22 protein-coding genes are annotated in these 17803 nt (G+C 42.9%); all 22 read right to left on the reverse strand.

The window, feature by feature from the left end; all coding sequences use genetic code 11:
* Positions 1-683: pyocin knob domain-containing protein (locus HMPREF1250_RS03060; protein WP_023053162.1), on the reverse strand; the 683-nt coding region annotated here is incomplete at its 3' end.
* A complete protein-coding gene (locus HMPREF1250_RS03065) occupies positions 683-1237 on the reverse strand; it encodes a putative phage tail protein (RefSeq protein WP_023053169.1) in 555 nt (184 codons plus the stop codon). The genes HMPREF1250_RS03060 and HMPREF1250_RS03065, both read right to left, overlap by 1 nt.
* A 1-nt stretch (position 1238) precedes the next feature.
* Positions 1239-2318, reverse strand: a complete 1080-nt coding sequence (locus HMPREF1250_RS03070) for a baseplate J/gp47 family protein (RefSeq protein ID WP_023053157.1) — start codon at positions 2316-2318, stop codon at positions 1239-1241.
* Positions 2311-2739: a DUF2634 domain-containing protein gene (locus HMPREF1250_RS03075; protein ID WP_023053165.1), complete on the reverse strand. Its 429-nt coding sequence runs from the start codon at positions 2737-2739 to the stop codon at positions 2311-2313. Before HMPREF1250_RS03075 ends, HMPREF1250_RS03070 begins: the two co-directional genes overlap by 8 nt.
* The gene (locus HMPREF1250_RS03080; RefSeq protein ID WP_036242490.1) at positions 2736-3146 is read right to left on the reverse strand and encodes a DUF2577 domain-containing protein; all 411 of its coding nucleotides are present in this window, start codon (positions 3144-3146) and stop codon (positions 2736-2738) included. Before HMPREF1250_RS03080 ends, HMPREF1250_RS03075 begins: the two co-directional genes overlap by 4 nt.
* Positions 3146-5167 (reverse strand): phage tail tip lysozyme, encoded by a 2022-nt coding sequence (locus tag HMPREF1250_RS10875; RefSeq protein ID WP_023053154.1) that lies wholly within the window; start codon positions 5165-5167, stop codon positions 3146-3148. The genes HMPREF1250_RS03080 and HMPREF1250_RS10875 overlap by 1 nt, the downstream gene beginning before the upstream one ends.
* Positions 5142-5861, reverse strand: a complete 720-nt coding sequence (locus HMPREF1250_RS03090) for a hypothetical protein (RefSeq protein ID WP_023053167.1) — start codon at positions 5859-5861, stop codon at positions 5142-5144. Before HMPREF1250_RS03090 ends, HMPREF1250_RS10875 begins: the two co-directional genes overlap by 26 nt.
* Positions 5861-7951 (reverse strand): tape measure protein, encoded by a 2091-nt coding sequence (locus tag HMPREF1250_RS03095; RefSeq protein WP_023053175.1) that lies wholly within the window; start codon positions 7949-7951, stop codon positions 5861-5863. The genes HMPREF1250_RS03090 and HMPREF1250_RS03095 overlap by 1 nt, the downstream gene beginning before the upstream one ends.
* Before the next feature lie 174 nt (positions 7952-8125).
* The gene (locus HMPREF1250_RS03100) at positions 8126-8557 is read right to left on the reverse strand and encodes a phage tail assembly chaperone (protein WP_023053170.1); all 432 of its coding nucleotides are present in this window, start codon (positions 8555-8557) and stop codon (positions 8126-8128) included.
* Positions 8558-8567: 10 nt separating this feature from the next.
* Entirely contained in the window at positions 8568-9062 is a 495-nt protein-coding gene (locus HMPREF1250_RS03105; RefSeq protein ID WP_023053172.1) for a phage tail tube protein, read from the reverse strand.
* Between the two features lie 13 nt (positions 9063-9075).
* Positions 9076-10431 (reverse strand): phage tail sheath subtilisin-like domain-containing protein, encoded by a 1356-nt coding sequence (locus HMPREF1250_RS03110; protein ID WP_023053158.1) that lies wholly within the window; start codon positions 10429-10431, stop codon positions 9076-9078.
* A 170-nt stretch (positions 10432-10601) separates the two neighbouring features.
* Positions 10602-11102 (reverse strand): phage tail terminator family protein, encoded by a 501-nt coding sequence (locus HMPREF1250_RS10880; protein ID WP_023053164.1) that lies wholly within the window; start codon positions 11100-11102, stop codon positions 10602-10604.
* Positions 11102-11698 (reverse strand): HK97 gp10 family phage protein, encoded by a 597-nt coding sequence (locus HMPREF1250_RS03120; protein ID WP_023053173.1) that lies wholly within the window; start codon positions 11696-11698, stop codon positions 11102-11104. Before HMPREF1250_RS03120 ends, HMPREF1250_RS10880 begins: the two co-directional genes overlap by 1 nt.
* On the reverse strand, positions 11691-12062 hold the full coding sequence (locus tag HMPREF1250_RS03125; RefSeq protein ID WP_023053166.1) for a hypothetical protein: 372 nt from the start codon (positions 12060-12062) through the stop codon (positions 11691-11693). Before HMPREF1250_RS03125 ends, HMPREF1250_RS03120 begins: the two co-directional genes overlap by 8 nt.
* Positions 12038-12412, reverse strand: a complete 375-nt coding sequence (locus tag HMPREF1250_RS03130) for a hypothetical protein (protein ID WP_023053153.1) — start codon at positions 12410-12412, stop codon at positions 12038-12040. The genes HMPREF1250_RS03125 and HMPREF1250_RS03130 overlap by 25 nt, the downstream gene beginning before the upstream one ends.
* The gene (locus HMPREF1250_RS03135) at positions 12396-12578 is read right to left on the reverse strand and encodes a hypothetical protein (RefSeq protein ID WP_023053156.1); all 183 of its coding nucleotides are present in this window, start codon (positions 12576-12578) and stop codon (positions 12396-12398) included. Before HMPREF1250_RS03135 ends, HMPREF1250_RS03130 begins: the two co-directional genes overlap by 17 nt.
* 15 nt (positions 12579-12593) lie before the next feature.
* Entirely contained in the window at positions 12594-13445 is an 852-nt protein-coding gene (locus HMPREF1250_RS03140) for a N4-gp56 family major capsid protein (RefSeq protein WP_023053159.1), read from the reverse strand.
* A gap of 3 nt (positions 13446-13448) precedes the next feature.
* The gene (locus tag HMPREF1250_RS03145; protein ID WP_023053168.1) at positions 13449-14063 is read right to left on the reverse strand and encodes a phage scaffolding protein; all 615 of its coding nucleotides are present in this window, start codon (positions 14061-14063) and stop codon (positions 13449-13451) included.
* Between the two features lie 136 nt (positions 14064-14199).
* Positions 14200-14385 (reverse strand): hypothetical protein, encoded by a 186-nt coding sequence (locus HMPREF1250_RS03150; protein WP_023053155.1) that lies wholly within the window; start codon positions 14383-14385, stop codon positions 14200-14202.
* Positions 14378-15727, reverse strand: coding sequence for a minor capsid protein (locus tag HMPREF1250_RS03155; protein ID WP_231391273.1), 1350 nt, complete (start codon positions 15725-15727; stop codon positions 14378-14380). The genes HMPREF1250_RS03150 and HMPREF1250_RS03155 overlap by 8 nt, the downstream gene beginning before the upstream one ends.
* On the reverse strand, positions 15696-17132 hold the full coding sequence (locus HMPREF1250_RS03160) for a phage portal protein (protein WP_023053161.1): 1437 nt from the start codon (positions 17130-17132) through the stop codon (positions 15696-15698). Before HMPREF1250_RS03160 ends, HMPREF1250_RS03155 begins: the two co-directional genes overlap by 32 nt.
* 4 nt (positions 17133-17136) lie before the next feature.
* On the reverse strand, positions 17137-17803 hold a 667-nt coding region (locus tag HMPREF1250_RS03165; protein ID WP_023053163.1), incomplete at its 5' end, for a PBSX family phage terminase large subunit.

Consider the following 17803-nt stretch of genomic DNA (forward strand, 5'->3'; position numbering starts at 1 on the left):
TTTTTTTGCTGGAAGAATTGACTGTATAGCTGATTACCGGTTGAATCAAAAAACGCAACATTGCCGATTGAACTGTTATTTTTCGGCAAGCATCTGATTTTAAATTTAGTACCGGATGAATTTTTAATATTTACGCCACCGTAGTCACTTGATGCGATTGTAAGATCGCCGCTCATCGTATCGCCAGTTTTTAAGACATTGTTTGCAGCCGTTTGTGCTGTCCCCGCCGGCTGCTCAATCCAGCCCATGTTTTCTCTGCGGCAAAATACGCGGTGTGTATTATAAGTGACCAGCCGTTGCTGAAAGTACACGTCTTTAGTGACTGATAGTTTAAAAGACTCCTTGAGGTCCGCGGGCGTGTTTGATAAAGTGCCTAAGTTAGCGTCACCGACAAAAACATACTCACCGACTTTGTAGTAGTCGTTTAAGTCGGCCCCATTAGGGATCATTGTGTACGCTAACGAATCGGCAGTGCCGGCATGCGCTACGTTATCCACCTTGACGGTACTCTTGACATCTGCGCCTGTCGTGACGGTAAGTGTGTCATTTGTGCCGGTTACTGTCTTGACAGCATCACTTAATGCATTATCAATTTTATCCCAATTCGCGTTTCTTTTGTCTACGTCATAACTTTCAGTTTGTAATGGTTTTTCTAAATTAAAATTCTTCGTCCAATTTGGCATTAATTGAGCACATCCTCTCTTAGACTATGATGAGTCCACTGCTTCATGGTTTCATGAATGAATGGCTTTAAATCGACATGTCGGTTATATAACAAAGATACCGTTAACTTCAGGTTTAACGGTGTTATTTCCTCAAGCATTTTTACAACAGATGATCTTTGTTTTTTTGACCCCAAAGAAATAAAAACATTGACATAGTATTTTTCTATATTTAAATCGACTTGATATCCGTCTTTACCACACAATCCAATCAGAATTTCCTCTAATTTTCTATAAGTGTACGGCCTAGTCCCTGCCAAAGCCGTTAAAATAGCCAATCTCCTATCATCGAAACTGGCGTCACCGTCAGGGAATATATCTAAAATATTTTCCCATTGAGATAGACCGAATTCGCCGGCAATAGTAATAAACTGATCGTAAAAAACTTGTACCATTACATCCCATAAAGCTTGCACTTCTATAGATTCAACTCGCATTATTTCTTGCATATCCCTACTGTCTTTTGATACCGATGGCAAAAATTCAGTTAAATCAATCGTTCTTTGTACGTCCATTTTATTCTCCTGTAATAGTAACCTTTCCCAGTGTTGGGATTTGTTCGCTTGTTAAATCTATTTTGGTCGATTGTCCATTTATAGTAACGCCAGCAACATCCGCTATATGTGGAACATCTAAAATGGCCGATATTATAAAGGCGGATCGTAACGTTATAAATTGATTACTGATTTGTGTTGTCCATGCTTTCCGTTGTTTTAATAAATAACTATCTATTGCGGTATTTATGCTATTTTGCACATTGTCAATTGTATAACCACTATCCAATTGCACTGTTGCGGTTATATTAATTGGTACTGTCGATGCTCCTATTACTGTTACTTTATGCCCGATTGGTGCCAGTCCATATCCTTCTCCTTGGTTTACGACTGGGTCAAGCGCGGTTTGTACTTCTTGAATCATATCTTGTGTAGGTTGGTTGAATTCCGTATTGACAATAACCACTTTCACGGTTCCACCGCCAGCCCACGCACGATAGTTTTTGCAGCCGCCAACACCTGGTATTGCTAATACCTTTTCCATATAATCCGCATTGTTGCCGCCATACGCCTTTGATTTTAAAGCTTGAATGTACCGTTTTCTGAATGTTTCTGTATTCTCTTCATCTTCTCCCGGCGTTATAAGTTTTGTAATTTTAGCTGTTTCAAGTCCGCTAATTTGGCTGATTGGAGTTATGTCTCCAATACAGGTATTGCCGACACCCCCCGGCGTTTCACACTTCAATTTGTAAGTATGTTTATCGTTGTCGATAATCTCTGTCACCACAAAATTATATTTCTCATAATTGAATCTTGATCCTATATCAATAGCCTTGCTGAATTGTCCTTCAACCTCTGCGTATGTTGCTTGTTCGGGATAAATGTTAAATTCCATAGCCCTTAATGCTAAAAACTCTCTGTCCGCCGTTGTCGCAAATGTCTGCTTTAAAATGACCCTTGCCATGATATAGGCTTCCGCAAGTTCAAAGGATACCGGTGCCGTTGCATCGAAAATAATACTGCCTTCGCGCTTATCGAATTCTGATTTAACCCTAGCCAAAACGCGCTTCTCTATAAATTCATAAGTCATATTCTCATACAATTCCGCTCACCTCTTTTCTCAATCCCCTCAATACGCCGTATCTCGTTACAGCGTCAAAAGTAACAAAAACATCGCCGCCGCTGTTGCTGAATTCAAATCCAGAAACTTCGATAATTCTATCGTCTGCCAGCAGCGCTTCGATGATCCTTCGCTGTATCTCCGCGTATACATATGGGATTGGCTTACCGAATAGGTCTGCTAACTCTATCCCGTAATTCCATGAGTAAATCAGGAACTTGTATCGCTCGGTATTCAAAATCTTGTAAATCGCTTGCTCTACCGCCCGTAAATCTTCGCAATATCCACGCACCTGCCCATCTGTTTCGTAATCTAATTTATAAGTCTTAGACGGCTGAATCCATATTGTTTCATCAACGGTAACGTTATTGTAGACGCCAGTCGGTGTTAGCTTTTCGCTCAATCACTGCACCCCCTATCGGGATTGTAAAATCTGTCTATCGCGACATAGCGTTGCCCGCCGCTTTCACGCAGTAGAATAACCTTGTCGCCCACAACCAATTCGTTGTGTACACGGTACGTTTTCCGCCCCTTGTATCCATGAAGGTGTGACTCATACTGTGCATCTCCGCTACCGCCTGCGGCGTTTTCAGTGTGATGGTCAACGTCCATATCGACAGACCACATAGACGTATTCTTGGTTAGCAAAATCGACCGCTCGTCAATTTGAGTTTTTGGGTCAAGCTGAACGACTAACGGATTAACTTGAATAACTTCCCCTATTTCAATGTCACTCATTACCATCGCAGCCGTTGTTTCTGCTATGAGCGATTTTAACGTTTTGACAATCCTAGTGAAATCATTATCCATTATTGAATCTCCATTCTGATTATCTTAGTAGGCGATTCCCCATCGTGCCATGCGTAGTTTGCATCACCGTAATTCATGGCTTCGCCACGGCTGGACGAATTCCCAAAACAACCACCTACACCGTTAGATACGGTCATGTGATAGTCATCGCCGTAAATAAGAATGTCTCCTTTGTTGGCGTATCCGTTAAACGGTTCACAAGAATACCCCATAGATTCAAGCCGCGCCCTTGCAGTCGGCACCGATGCTACTCCTTCATTAGCCAACTGGGCGCAATCCGGATTAGCGTACGCCAAAGTTTTCAGCGCAACATCAGCGCATCCGTTACTGCCATAGACTGACTGATACCCTGTCATGTAATAAATACCAGTGTCAACTTGGCTAGCGATGCCGCCATTACCCGTGATAGCGTCCATCGTATTTAACTGTTCAACACCAATAGACCCACTTTGAATATTACTGAATACGTCATTAGCCGATGCGATTCGTTCCGAACTGTCGCCGCCCATTGCCGCCGAGGTTTCCGACACTTCGATGTTATCGTTAAACCATTTCGCCGATGCCGCTGGATCGTCTGGAACTTGCCCGAGAGAACTTTCACCAGTCAAGATATTCCCATTTTCTACAGTTAAAACGTATTGAATTTGATTGTCGTTGTTCCATGGATCATTACCGTTAGCAGTACACCAGTCTTGATATTTACCCCAGCGGTCATCTGATAGCTGAAACAGTCCATAATGGTCGCCGTTACTATCTGTCGGTGAGTATGAATTATCTTCATGTCGAATGTTCCCCATGATACCAGCCGCTTGTGCATCTGTCGCTCCCAACGACTTCATCTTGCTGTAAGCGCCTTGTTCTGTCGGCGAGTACGTTGACCCATTCATAACGCTGCCTCCCATCGTTGTATACGTCCGCTGCTTATTGGCTTGTTGAATCTTAGCAACGGCTTCCGCATCGGTGTTGTATTTTATCGTATATTTGCCAGTCGGTTCTTCGTAATGCAAATCTAAATCCATAAGGTGTAGCCCATTTAAAAAGTTATGTGTCACGCTTTCTACAAAGACATATCCGTCCAATGCTAAGTCTCCAAAGTTATATTTCACATATACCACAGAGCCCCCACGAACACGAATGTCCCCTAGAACAGATTTAAGCCTCAATTCACGCGTTTTACGGTTTTTCAGCTTTATCATGTTTATGGCTAAATCCATGGCATTCGTCACTTTATCATCCGGCATATACAATTGTTGCAGTCTGCCCCACTCTTTGACGTGATCTTCATCGACAATTACCCCGGTTCGCATTAACTTCTTCGTTTTTCCATCAGGGACATTACGAACTACCTTGATGTAATCAAACGTGTCCTTATCTATCGAACTGTTACAGGTGAAATTCTCCATCACGTCGGCATCTATCAATAAGTCAAGCTTCATATCCTCTTCCGACTTTAGCGTTAATTTGCCACCGTCATCATATAGTTGGTAGATGGTATGTTTTGGCGTTCCGTTTGTGGTCAGATATAGCGCTACATTCATGATATCTGTTAGCGACTTGTCCTTCTCAATGCGCTTCGTGATTTTATATTGCGTATCAGCTAATTCGCCAACGGTTAATTTGAAATCGTCCACAATCATTTTCAATACTTCTGTCGCTGTCTTATCATAATAAACATAGCAGTCCTTGTTTTTGAAATACCGCAACTGATCGTATGCTGTAACGCTTATTTTTTCATCTTTATCCCTAGCTTTAGTGAACACATATCCGGCAAAGACTGGTGTGCCGTTTACAGAAAATGTGCAGTGATTGCCCTCCGTAAAGTCCAATATATCATCTTTCATTACCTTAAATTGCAATTTGGCAGGGGTGCAATCAATCCCCCTTGTCAAGGTTACTTCATCTAAGGGATCAACTATATACTCGTTGTTTTTATTTCGTATCGTTAGTTGATACGTGATATTAAACGGTGCGGCACTTGCCGTATCGAGTTGGTAGCTAGAAGAGTCCACCAAGATCACCACGCTCTCTCATTTTAACAACTTGTCCGATGGCAAGAGTGGCAGGTACAGCTATTTTATTTAATGCGGCTATCTTAAAGAGGTTGTTTGTGTTCCCAAACTGCTGTTTTATCATTCGTTGCAACGTCGTCCCTTTTGCAGCCCTAGCCGTCGCGGCAGCTACTTTGCCGCCTGTATCTCTTGCTTTTTCAGCCGTGCCGGTTACGTTTCCATCTTTATCCGTTTGAAGCGTTATTTTCTTTGTACCATAATCGCGCCACTGTTTTAGTTTGATATCCGCATAAGCGTCGAATCCATTCTCTGCTTCTTCGATGACTTTATAATCTTCGAGCGTTACTTTCATATTCGTCATTTGCAACATCGATCCATTAGGTTTCATGCGAACTACGATAAACTGAAACTTTGGTTTTCCATTTCCTAGCAACGAATCTAATGCGTTGCCATTCTTTAACTGCTCTAACTTGTCAACATAATAGCTCGCCATTTTTGACTTCATAAGCATTGATTCGTTAAAGGGGTACGAACTGTTAGGGAGAAGCATTTTGAACGTTATATCCGTTAATCCTGCCAATTTTAATACGTTTACTTCTCCCACACCAAGAAGATTGATTGTTTCGTTCTTATTGTTAATCGTCGTTTCTAACGTCTCAGGCGGAATGGGAATCTGCATATCGCCCATGTACATGTAATACGCCATTATGTCAACACTCCTTCGCCTTGCACTTTAATGGCGTCACGCAGCCCTTTTGCAAAGTCACTCGTAAAGCCATCAAGATCCACATCGTTATTCGCGTGAATTGTGTTGTCTACTTTGATTTCAACGTGCTGACTCTGCCATTGCTGTAACGTTTCGCTCATTGCGCTATCACGCAGCGCCTTAATTTCATCGTCCGTCAGCTCAATGGCCTGCGCCATTTTTTCCGTGTTTTTCGCAGTACGTCCTGTATGTTTTGCGATGTCATCGCCTCTGCCTTTGCGACTTTTCTTTCCAGCCGGGTCATGCGCATCCGCAGCTGGATTACTGGTCGTGTTTTTCGATTCATCGTATGCCCCAGGAATTTTAGGAGTGATTTTTTCAAGAATGGAACTTGGGTCTTTTATGGTTTCTATTACTGAGTTTTGTACTGATTCGCCGCGTTCATATTCGCTACTTGCATACGCTACTGGGTCGACGAGATCCATTGTAGGTACGTTAAAAGCAGCGCCGCCACTAATTGCCATTTTCTGAACCTGTGGTGGTTGTACATGAGTTAATGAAATCCCAGTCTTACCAATACCGGGAATTTTCCCAATCATATCAAGAATCGCATTGATAGCATTAGCCACATACCCCGTAACAGCGTTCCACACATCCGCGAATAGATTGTTAACAGCTGCTAACGGGTCATTAAACACAGACCCTATAAAATTAGCAACAGCGGCGAACAAATTCCAAAGTGTTGCAATGATATTTCTGATTCCCGCGTACAGGAAACTGAATGATCCAAAGATTAATCCGGTCGCGCTAACGCTAGTCCCTGCAAAGTAATTGACAGCAGCCACTGCCATATAAAAGACAACAATTAACGCCACAACCATTGCAATAACCCACGTTATCGGGCAAGCCATAAGGGCTGCATTTAACCCATCTTGCGCTATCGTCAGCGTTATCAGCGCTGCCGTTTCCGCGGCATCCGCAATGCTTTTCGCCATCATAGCTGCGGCCGCTAAGCCAAGCTGAACGTTATGCACTATCCATAGGCCAGTTTCATACAACAGATACGCTCCTAGTGCCGTCAGCGCGCCGTATACCAGCCATGAATTATTGGATAAGAAATCCAACGCTACACTTACAGTATCAATAATCACACTAGCAAGCCACATTGCATTGTTAATCAAGAAAAACATACCACTGGCAATATAATCAATTGCGCCGATAGCCACGTTAACAAGCTTATCCATAGCCGCACTATTGGCCATCGTTGACATGGCTTGAAATACGCCGCGTGCTTTGTATGTTGCCACGTTTTCAATCAACGTCAGACTATCGCCCCACGTTTTAGGCATTTGTGCAAATTGGGCGTTAATTTCATCCATATTCTCAAAGATTGCGCGCTTAATAACTTCCGCAGTGACTTGTCCATCAGATGATAGCTGCTTAAGTTCGCCGCGCGTAACGCCCATCGTCTTGGCTACCATTGTTTCAATCAACGGCGCGTTTTCGGCAATCGACCGGAATTCATCGCCTTGCAATTGTCCGCTTGCCAGCCCCTGCGTTAACTGCAATGTAGCAAACTTCTTGTTCTCGCCAGTCGTACCACCGATAGCGTATAGCTTGTTAATGCCTTCCATAAAGTCAACCGCTTCTCTAGGATCAGGGAATGCGTCCTTTGCGCTCATAGCCAACTGCGCTGCTGCTTGCGCCATGTCAGTATATCCGCCACGTGCGCGTATGGCGCTTTGATAGATTCGTTCATTCAGATAAGCGGCGTTTTCTTGACTATCTGCCACTAACGACAGTCTTGCTTGAATTCTTGCGTAAGCGTCTGCCGTTGAAAATAAACCGGATATAGCTTCGCTCACTTTGTCCAACGCTCTCGTGGCAATGTTAGCGCCAAACGCGCCAGCGAACACCTGACTTAACAAGTTCCCACTTGTGGCGGCGCCAGCCATTGAACTACTCGCGCGCTCTGCCGCACTGCCAACTGCTTCCATTTTGTTGGCGGCTGCGTTAGTTGCTTGGCTGATTTTATCCATTACCGGGGAAAAACCATCGTGCAGGGATATAAAGTTTTCTATTGTCGCCATTTTACCCCTTCTTTATCTTATTAATCGCGGCCGCCTCTTTTCCAGAGTGTATTTTCATGGCCGCAATTACAAATGCCTTTTCATTTTCAGGCAAGGAAAAAAGCGTACTAGGCAGCATTTTTAATTTAATAAGTGCATAGTACGCTAACATGGACTCTGCTTCCTTGCCTTCAATCAGTTTTTTGCCGTTTTAATTTTATCGTTCATTCCGGAGTTGTAATCCGAAGCTTCATTTACAGCAAGAATTAAATCCGCAAATTCGCCCGGTGTTAACATCGCACGCAAAAGATCTTCTGCCCCGACAACGCCATATGAATTCTGCAAGTCAGCGTCATTCAAATCAGGGAATACGACCGATTTAATTGCCATTTGATTGGCGAATTCTGAACGGTCCAACTCCTTCTTGAAATCGCGTGTGCCCTTGATCGGAATATTTTTAGTGCATTTTTTCGTTAATTCGTCCAACTCATCATTAGACAGGCAACGCAATTTCCATGCAACCGGATCTCCGTTTATGACAAAACGCTTGCTAGCCACATATTCAACAGGTAACTTTTCGATAGAGTTTTCTTTCAGAAACGCTGACAAGGTTAATTTTTCTTCCATGTTATCTCTCCTATACTGTCATTCCATTTAACATTTTAAAGTTTTCAGGAATCTTAATCCCTTCGAACGTGAAGGATATTTCATCTTCCAGCCAATCGCCATCTGCATCGAAATTGGCAACCGTAGCACTATCAATATTGCATCCAGTCAAGACAACCGTTCGGCGGCCTGCATCAGATGTCGGGTCTTGGTTGATAACTTGTAAATCAAAGTACGTATCCACTCCGTCGCTAATTAACTTGATAATCATTTCGTCAAATAACGGCGTGTTCTTGTAAATCTTGAGTTTTCCACTTCCTTTTGCCGAAACGGATTTATTCCCTTTCATCGTTCTGCCTAAAATAGCGACTTCTTTCTTTTCTTTATCAATCTTGCCTTCTAACGATTTCGCTTGAAACAATTTATAGCGTTTGCCGTCCGCTTCCACGTATGCCATAGCAAGTTTGGCGCTTACAACGTCTTTAGCAAGCATCGTTTCGGCAATGCTAATCAAATTTTCTGCCATTATTTATCCCCCTTTACGCTACGGTTACGGTCGCATATAGCTTCGTCATTGCCATTACCGGGTTAACTTCCAAATCCAATACGACATCTTCTTTATTGACGCCTTCGTACGGCATTTGAACATCTTTGTCCTTGAAGTCTTTAATTGCTCTAATACGTTGATATTCTTCGAGCAACTTAACAACGTCATTCCACAAAGCCGTGTGTCCAATAGCGTCATTGCCTTCCTTGCCTAAATAAGTTTTATTGAACAGCCGCGCAATGTCATAAGCAAGGTTATCCAGTACGCGGATAACTTGGTTTTGCGAAAAATCACGCGATTTTTCTTTAGTGAATTCCGTAAACGTGTTGATGTCATACAAAACGCGAACGTCACCCGTTACATCGCCGCTAGCACTATCCGATACGTTATGGAACACAAACATGCCGCCTTCTACAGCTTGAATCAGTTCGTACTGTTTGAAGTTTGTGTCCACGGTGTATTCACCGTCGTAGATCATATTCGTGCAGGAAGCATTAATTTCGCATGCTGCTTCTGCACCGGTAGTCCAGTATACTAAGCTGCCAGGTTCAGCGCCGCTATCTTCGACTTTGTTTTTAACGCTGATAACGCCTTCATAGTTGCATTTTTCTTTACCGTAAATAACGACTTGGAATTTCGCTCCCGTATCTTCTCGGCAGCGTTTGGCGAATGATTGCAGCAGTTCTTGAACCTTTGTATCCGTTCCCGCATATCCTAAGCAGTTGAAATAATACGGTTCGATTAATTCAACGTACTTCTGATAATCCGCAACCGCTACCGCAGTTCCGTTTGTTCCCTCTGTCAGCGGGACGGATGCCGATACACTAAACGCCCCCGTTTTAGTAAATGCAATAAAATCGTTATCCGTTAAATCGGCAGGTGTAGCAAGACCTGTTTGCTTATCGACCATGTAATTTGCCCCATCTGTCTTGAGATAGGTGATTACCGTAAACTTGGCCTCTTCATCGACATCCGTTTGAACGCTAATCGACAAATCATTGCCACGAACGCCCCCGTATTTAGCCTTACCCAGTGTACAAGATGCCTGTGTTGCGCCGCTGTTCAATCGATACAAATACAGCGTTTTGGCATGCAAGAAAAGATCGCGTAACCCTTTCATCTTGTCGTGACCGTAATCATAGCCAAAAATAGGCTGACAACGTTTTTGAAATTCGTCCTGTTCGACTCGAACGATTTTACCAGTTTCGCCCCAGTCAAGATCAAGCGCCATAGTACAATATCCACGGTCAACGCTATCAAGCTGTGCTTTTTGTTTACTCACGAAGTTAATATAAGAACCGGGCATTTTTTTGTTCATTTTTACCCAGTATCCGCCGCCTAATGCCATTTATTGTGACCCCCTTTTAGTCATTTACAACCGTTTCAACCGGTTGCGTTAAAACTTCTTCTAAAATTTTCTGAACATCGTCATGTGAATACAGCTTGTCCGGCTCTAGTACGGAATCAAGAAGGCTTGCGTATTGAAGATATCGTTTCGACTTTACAATCGACACTCCATCAAACGCTTCTTGCTGTCGCTTTTGTTCCGTCTGTTGATTCACTTTCATTGTTTGTTTCTTTGTCGTTTCCATTTGATACTCCTTCCGATACATCCAAGTGTTCCATTGGTGTGCGATTTTGTACTTTCTTAATAAAGAAATCGTAATGAACTTTAAATTTAAGAACATCATCCGATATCTTATCGCTCATCTCTGTTCCGCGCAGTTTACCGCCTTCGACTGAAATATATTCCAACGCCCAGTAAAGTATTTCTGCGATTTCATAAAGCTTCCTGACATCCTGTGTTTCCCCCAATTCAGACATAAAAAAAGAAACGGTATACGTTCCTTCTCGATAATATCTGTTATCCAGTTTTTGTTCTTGTTCGCTATCATCGTGATTGATATAAAAACAAGGAAACGTCGCTTTTTGCTTCTTAAAGTTGATATACACGGGATATCCCGTAGCCTTATGAACCGCAGTCGCTATTCCGTTGATTATTTCTCCCGTATATGCCATTATTTCAACCTTTCCATGTGTTTGGATATGACCGAGTTAATAATGTGCCTCTGCGCCTTTTTAGTGGCTTTTTCAGCCTTTCCGGTTATATCCAAGCCTTCAACCCAGTTATTCACAAGCCGTTTGCCTAAAATAGGAACAAATCGCCCTGGCGTTTGCCGATGCCCTACATCTACGAACGAGGCGTACGAAGCGGTATTGTACACCTTAACGCGGTAGTTTCTCCCCTTGCGTTCCACTCCACTGGACGTCCATGAGCGCCGCATGTGTTCCGACGAGCCTATTAGTTTGTGCGATGTTTGCCCTGTTTTACGGTGATTAATCGCCCTTTTAAAATATCCGCCGCCAGCTTTAGCTGCCTTGAACTCTTTATATCTCTCGAACGCAGTCGCATTACTCGCCTTATACGCCTTTTCCGATACTTCTATTTCTTTATTGCCGCCTACTGGCGTTGCGACTTTTGCGCTACCCAGATATATCGCTGCCAATCCGTTCGCACATTCAGTCATCATTTGGCGGCTTTCCGTTCGTGAAAATTCGTTAATTTTACGACGCAGCTGATGAAACCCACTAAAGTCAACTTTCACGTCAGCCATGATACTTCACCCTGTCAACAAGGTTAATCTCTTGATGTCCTTGATACACTTCGGGAACACCTGCTGCAGTAAATTCCATTGTTCTGCCGTTTTGAATAACGTCAATGTCACTTCCTGCGATGACAACAATCGACGGATCGAGAAACAGTGTCGCCGTTTGTGCCGCCTGTGCTATGCCTTCACCGTCTGTTGTCGGACTCGAATTAAAAGATAGCCGGCATGGTATTGGATCGCTTGCAGTTTCTACGTCATCAACAATGCCGGTGTTTTCATCCATCGCCCCGTTTGAATATGTGTGAATAATGCAGGTAGATGTATGCAGGCTGGAAAGAGCCTTCTTTACCATCTCAATTTTCGGTAACATGCAATATCACGCTCCCTGCTTCTCAGCCACGCCCCTATTACGTTATCCAACCTCGTTTCAGCATTAGCATCGCCAAAATTTACCGTTGTATCACCCTCTCTAATGGATGTCACAACATTCAAATCGGCATCGTTCAAAATAATGCTTTTATTTGCCTGCATAAATCTTGCGGCCGTCCGCTCCTCTACAACATAAGCCAGTCCGTCGGGGATTTCGGTAAGGTTGCAGTCATTGAGGATGTGTTGCCGTTCATTGTTATAAATGTACTCAATCAAGCCATCGTATGAATCGCCAATGTCAATGCCAGTCGCCATCTTTATTAACGCTTTGATTTTATCCATTTGTTCCATTGTTATCACCTTTTAACAATGCAATAACGTCTGTCTTTTTAGCTTTGGCTGGAATTGAAATCCCTTTTTCTTTTGCAATGACTTTTAACTCGGTAAGTTCAAAAGCATTAAAATCAATTTCTTTCTTCTTGCTTTCTTCATAATGCCGATGCAATAACATCCCCATGACTATTCCCCTCTCTTATTTCAAGAACGTTGCTTTGACTACTTTCGATTCATTCGATAAACCAACGCCGTAATGTTCGTTCGCTACGATGACCTGTGTTCCTTTCAAAATGTCACGGTCAACTTCAACAACTGCGTTCCGTTTTAAGTAAATAGATACAGCCGGCAATACAGGTGTTCCATCCGTTTCCGTTGCAGTCGTACAGATGATAAAGTTATCGTATTTCGTGCCACCGTTGTCAGGGACTCGACGCGATACGACAACACGGCAGCCGGCAATCATGCCAATTTCGCCAGTCATCATGACATCATTGCCGTATTTTGTTTTATCGATAAACTGCTCATCCTGCCGCAACGTAGTAATCTGTGCCGGGTGAATGAAGATGAATTTCTCCGTATTGGATTCTTCAACAAGCTTATCCACGGCGGAAACAATGCCGTTATAAGAAATCTTTCCTGCGCTGCCATCATAGACGAGTGTCGCGCCACCCAATGCAGTAATTACATCTGCTTCAACTTTATCTGCTAACGACAATGCCATCTGATAATTTGCTTGCCCGATCGGATCTCCCAATCCGCTCAAGATAGCCTCATCCGTGATTTCTACAGCTTTTACGGCTTTTTTAATTTTCATTTCTTTGGTAGATGTCGTCATCTGCGTTGTATCAACTGCAACGCCTTCGGCAACGTCCGTAGCTGCGCCGATATACTTCCATGCAGGAATAGTAACAGTGTTACCGGGTTTCCCTTCGAGCGTTCTGTCAATCGTTGCGAATGCCGTAAATTTAATTGCCTTGTCTAACGAGGCGTTAATCATATCCGCCATTACCTGTGGAATCACCATCGTATCCGTTTTCGTTTGTGCCATGTTTTATTCTCCTTTGCTCAATGCATCGTACGCCTCACGATCGCTGTTAAACAATGCCGACCGTTCGGAATACGTCATTTTATTAAATGCTTCCTTTGTAATTGTTGGATTGGCGACAGCCGTCCCTGTGCCGGGCGTTGTCCCTGAAATCCCGTTTTGTTTGCTTTCGCTTTCAAATAAATAAGAGTCGCTTTCTTTGATAGCGTTTAACTGTTCCGTTAAACCTCTGATCGTGCCATCATCGGAAAGCTTAGCGTCCTGCAAGTCCAACAATGCTTTTACCGCCTTCGTGTTTTTGACATGCGCCCCCATCAGCGCTCTTTCGATAGCGCTATCCACTTTGAGTGCATTCATTTCCGCGTCATATTCTTTGTCACGTTGTTTAGCATCTTCCTTCAGCTGCTCAATTTGTGCGGTTAATTCGTCGTTGTCCTTGTTGGCTTTCTTGAGATTGTCAATCTCCTTCCGACTTGTTTCGATTTCCCCCTTTAATCTCTTGGCTTCTTCGTTTTTCTCGTTAAATTGCGATTTACTAACATAGTTCTTGCCATAATCTTCGATTACTTTCGCGATTTGTTCATCCGTTAAGCCAATTTCTTTGAGATCTTCCTTTGTCATTTTTTCGTTCTCCTCTCGATACGCTTTATTTACGCGTGCTACACCACGCTTTTCAGTCTTGTCGTTTTTCGCCTGACAATGCCAAAGCGGCAATAAAAAAAGCACTCAATTAAGAGTGCTTAAATAAGCTTTATTGTCACCAATTCTTATTTGTTGTTATTTTTGTAATAATATCAGCAGCGATACCAATATCATTATTGCCTAATTCGTCTACAATATCACAAGCTAAATCGCCGTCAAGTTTTTTCGAAGCATTAAACCCTTTATGTTTCATAAACTCTATTTCTTCATCTGTGAAATCAACAATTAAAAAATCATTCATTGTCTTTCTCCTTTTTGTATTTTCTTACCACACGCTTCCCAGTTCCCCAAGAAGTAATAATATTCCCGTTATCCGGATTAACATTAACGGTTACTTTCTCACCAATAAACCTTTGTGATTTACCCCTTTCATCAACCCTTATATCATCAATATGTAACGAATTAACCAAAGCATCTTGAATATCAAAAACACTTAGTCCTCTAGTATCCGCCCTATCTTGTTGATGTTTAGATATAGATGTTATCCTTATACCGTTACTTGTTTTTATTCCTATAAGACTATTAGTATCATTATTTTTTACATATTTATTATACCATTCTTGATAGGTTAAATCACTAGAAACATATTCTGTTTTACCGTTCTTGTCCCTTGCCGCTCTTTCCCAATCGTCCGTAATACCTTCTATGTACGGTATCGTTGTCGTTCGGCAATAGCAATGAAATGGCGGTGTTGTAACGCCGATTTTAGCGTCTTTCACATCAAATATCTTACCGTCTAAGTGGCGACAAATAGATGACGTTTTGTTATCCAACGTTGCCAGTATTTGGTACTGCTCAACGCCAAGTCTATCGTATACTTCGAAGCTTGCTTTTTCTTGAATATACGCTGTTTCTGTTTCAACTAGCCGCCTAGCTTCATTGAACGATACATCATAGCGATGCGCGACCCTCGCAGCTAATAGCAGAGTCCCTTCGTTGACCATTAAAGACTGTGTTATTTCAGTCTGCAGCGTGTTTATCAAGCTAGCGCCGTTTTTCCATATGCGCGTCGAAAAGTCTTTCCCATCCTGCGCCCATGGCTTATTAACTGCCTGCGTTATTTCTTCTTGATTTAATACGGAAACGTCCTTGTATTTACTCTGCATATTCTGCACTTCATACGCCGTTTTATAGGTACTATCTTCATATACCGTTTTGAGCAGCTTCGATACGTCTAATTCTTGCTGTTTGGCCATCTCTGCGACGCTTTGCACAACTTGTATATATAATTGCTCTGCCCTATCCAAACGAACGCGTATAGAAGCATTTTCGAGCATTTTTTTAAACTCGTTTGGCAAGTCTTTTTGTTTTGCCAGTTGTTTGTATTCGTCAAGTGTCAATCTGAACGCCTTTAACTCTCTTTTGGTTAATTGCCTTTTTGCGTCTGCAAGTGACAATCCGTTTTCCGTTGCGTAACGGTTATACCAGTCGTTTATATCTGCTTGCAGCTTACGAAGGGAAGCAGCGTACACTCTTTTTAAATCCTTGTTGACCGCCTCTGCCTTCCCCATCTGCTCAAGCTTCAACCGTTCGTAACGCTCATTCCAGTAATCAGCTGTTTTCTTCTGTCGGTTTTTCGTCATGAACATCGCCGCCCGTTACATAATCCGTCATGGTTTCTTGCCGTTCTCGTTTTAATCGTTTGAGTTCTTCCGCCGTGTCAATTGTCCACGGATGGTTACTGATGATAGTTTCTTCGCTGATTATTCCGACACTGTTTCTGCAATTGGTAATTGTATCGGCTTCGTTGATTGGTAAATCGCGATTAAACACAAATTCTACGTCATCCTCTGTCGCTTTACCGATGAACGATAAATAGGCATTAACAAAGAACATCAGCTGTTCAAATGCTGCCTGGAATTCGTTTTCCATATCCGACGCATCTAGATCTATATCAGAATACATAGAATTGATATTCATCTGATTTGGATTGCTGCTCATGCGGTCATCTTTAGCATCGAATCCTCTGCCGTTTTCGATAATCGCGTCTTTGAGTGTTTTCAGAATCGTTGTGTAATTATTGGCGTTTACGTTAATGGTTAATGCATCAACGCCGCCATCCACGCCGTCAACTGTTCTGATCTTAACGGCACCGTATTGCACGATTTTCCTCCTGAACTCGTTTAAATCTTCGCCGTCGTAGTTCTTAATAACAAGAATTGTATTACGCGCGTCCTCTGTCATGTTGTTCATGAAGTTTGACATGATCGTATTCAATGCGTCTTGCAGGCATTTAACACGCAGAATGAGCGGCAGTTCTTCGTCGTTTGCTTTAAACACGACTAGGGGGATTTTATCCCATTTATAGGTCTGGTTCTGATCGTCGACAATGTACGGCGTGTCGTGCCGTTCTGTGTCCTCTCTTAATTGACCCATTTCCCATATGAAATACGACACCTTATCCGGCTGATAATATTCGATCTTCGTAACAATTTCTTTCGTGTGAACCCTGTTGTATCGCTCGATGTTATAGAAATATGCAAACGCGTCCAGTACCTCATGCTCTTCATCTGCCCAAAATAAAAGAAGCTGTTCCGGTTTCATGCGCTTGAATTTCAAATCGCCGTTAATATCGATATACGGAAGCAACGCCCCATATCCGCCGATTAGTGCATCTTTACCTATTTGCTTCATCTTGCGCATGAATGACTTACCGAAGATGTCAGTTATATCGGTATTGTCCGTTTTTACTTCTATCGGTTTGGATAGAAGATAGCTAACCTTCTGATCGACTAAATCATCAAACATATTATTGACGATATGGTAATTTGTCGCGTTGATCGTATCTTGAAACCGTCCGTTCTCGCCGATTTCCTGCCGATTCTCTCGTAATATATCATGCCGCCCCTTGTAATAATCACGAGCGGTTAATATGTCCCTGCGCCGCTTTGATTGCATGAACTCGTTGAATTCAGATTGTAAAAACTCACGATCGCTCATGCCTGCGTTGTCTTTTATGATTGAACTAAAAAATGCCGTTAATTCCATTTCATCACCATCCGAACCGGCTGCCCATGATAATCTTGCCACACGCATACCGAACAGAGTCTATTGCGTGGTTATTCTTATCGGGGTATGCGCTAATAAATTGGCCCTCTTTGTTCCGTTCGTATTCGTATGTCACGAATTCTCGATACGTATTAGGGCATCTGTTTTTGTCGATATATATATGCTCCAGATTTTGCAACCACTTAATGCCATGTTCAACGCTGTCTCTGCCCTTTCGTGCGCCGTCCATATTGACCCCCAACTCCTGCATTTCTGCTATCGTCTTAGGTTCAGCGCTATCGCCAATAACCAATTCTCTGCCAATCCGATTTATTATCATTTCAGCAGCAGGCTTGTTCTTTAGCTTAGGTTGATATACTTCATCGAATATATACAACGTTTCTCTCTTGGCATCGTAGTGCATCCGCGTAAATGCCAATGGGTCAACAGCAAAGCCAAAATCGCAGCCGTTATATAATCTATCAAAACTGCTTACAAGTTCATCCGTCATGTTCATATCTTCCACGTTCTCGAAAACAGCCCCGCCGGTCCCGGTGACCTCCCCGAGGTACTCGTGACGGTAGGCCATCTCGTTGCGGGCCTTGAGCTTTTCGGCGTCCTCAAAGAATCGGTCCCCCAGCCACTCCCGCGGAACGCCTAAGTACGTCGAG

The sequence above is a fragment of the Megasphaera vaginalis (ex Srinivasan et al. 2021) genome, assembly GCF_000478965.1.
Lineage (GTDB): Bacteria > Bacillota > Negativicutes > Veillonellales > Megasphaeraceae > Megasphaera > Megasphaera vaginalis.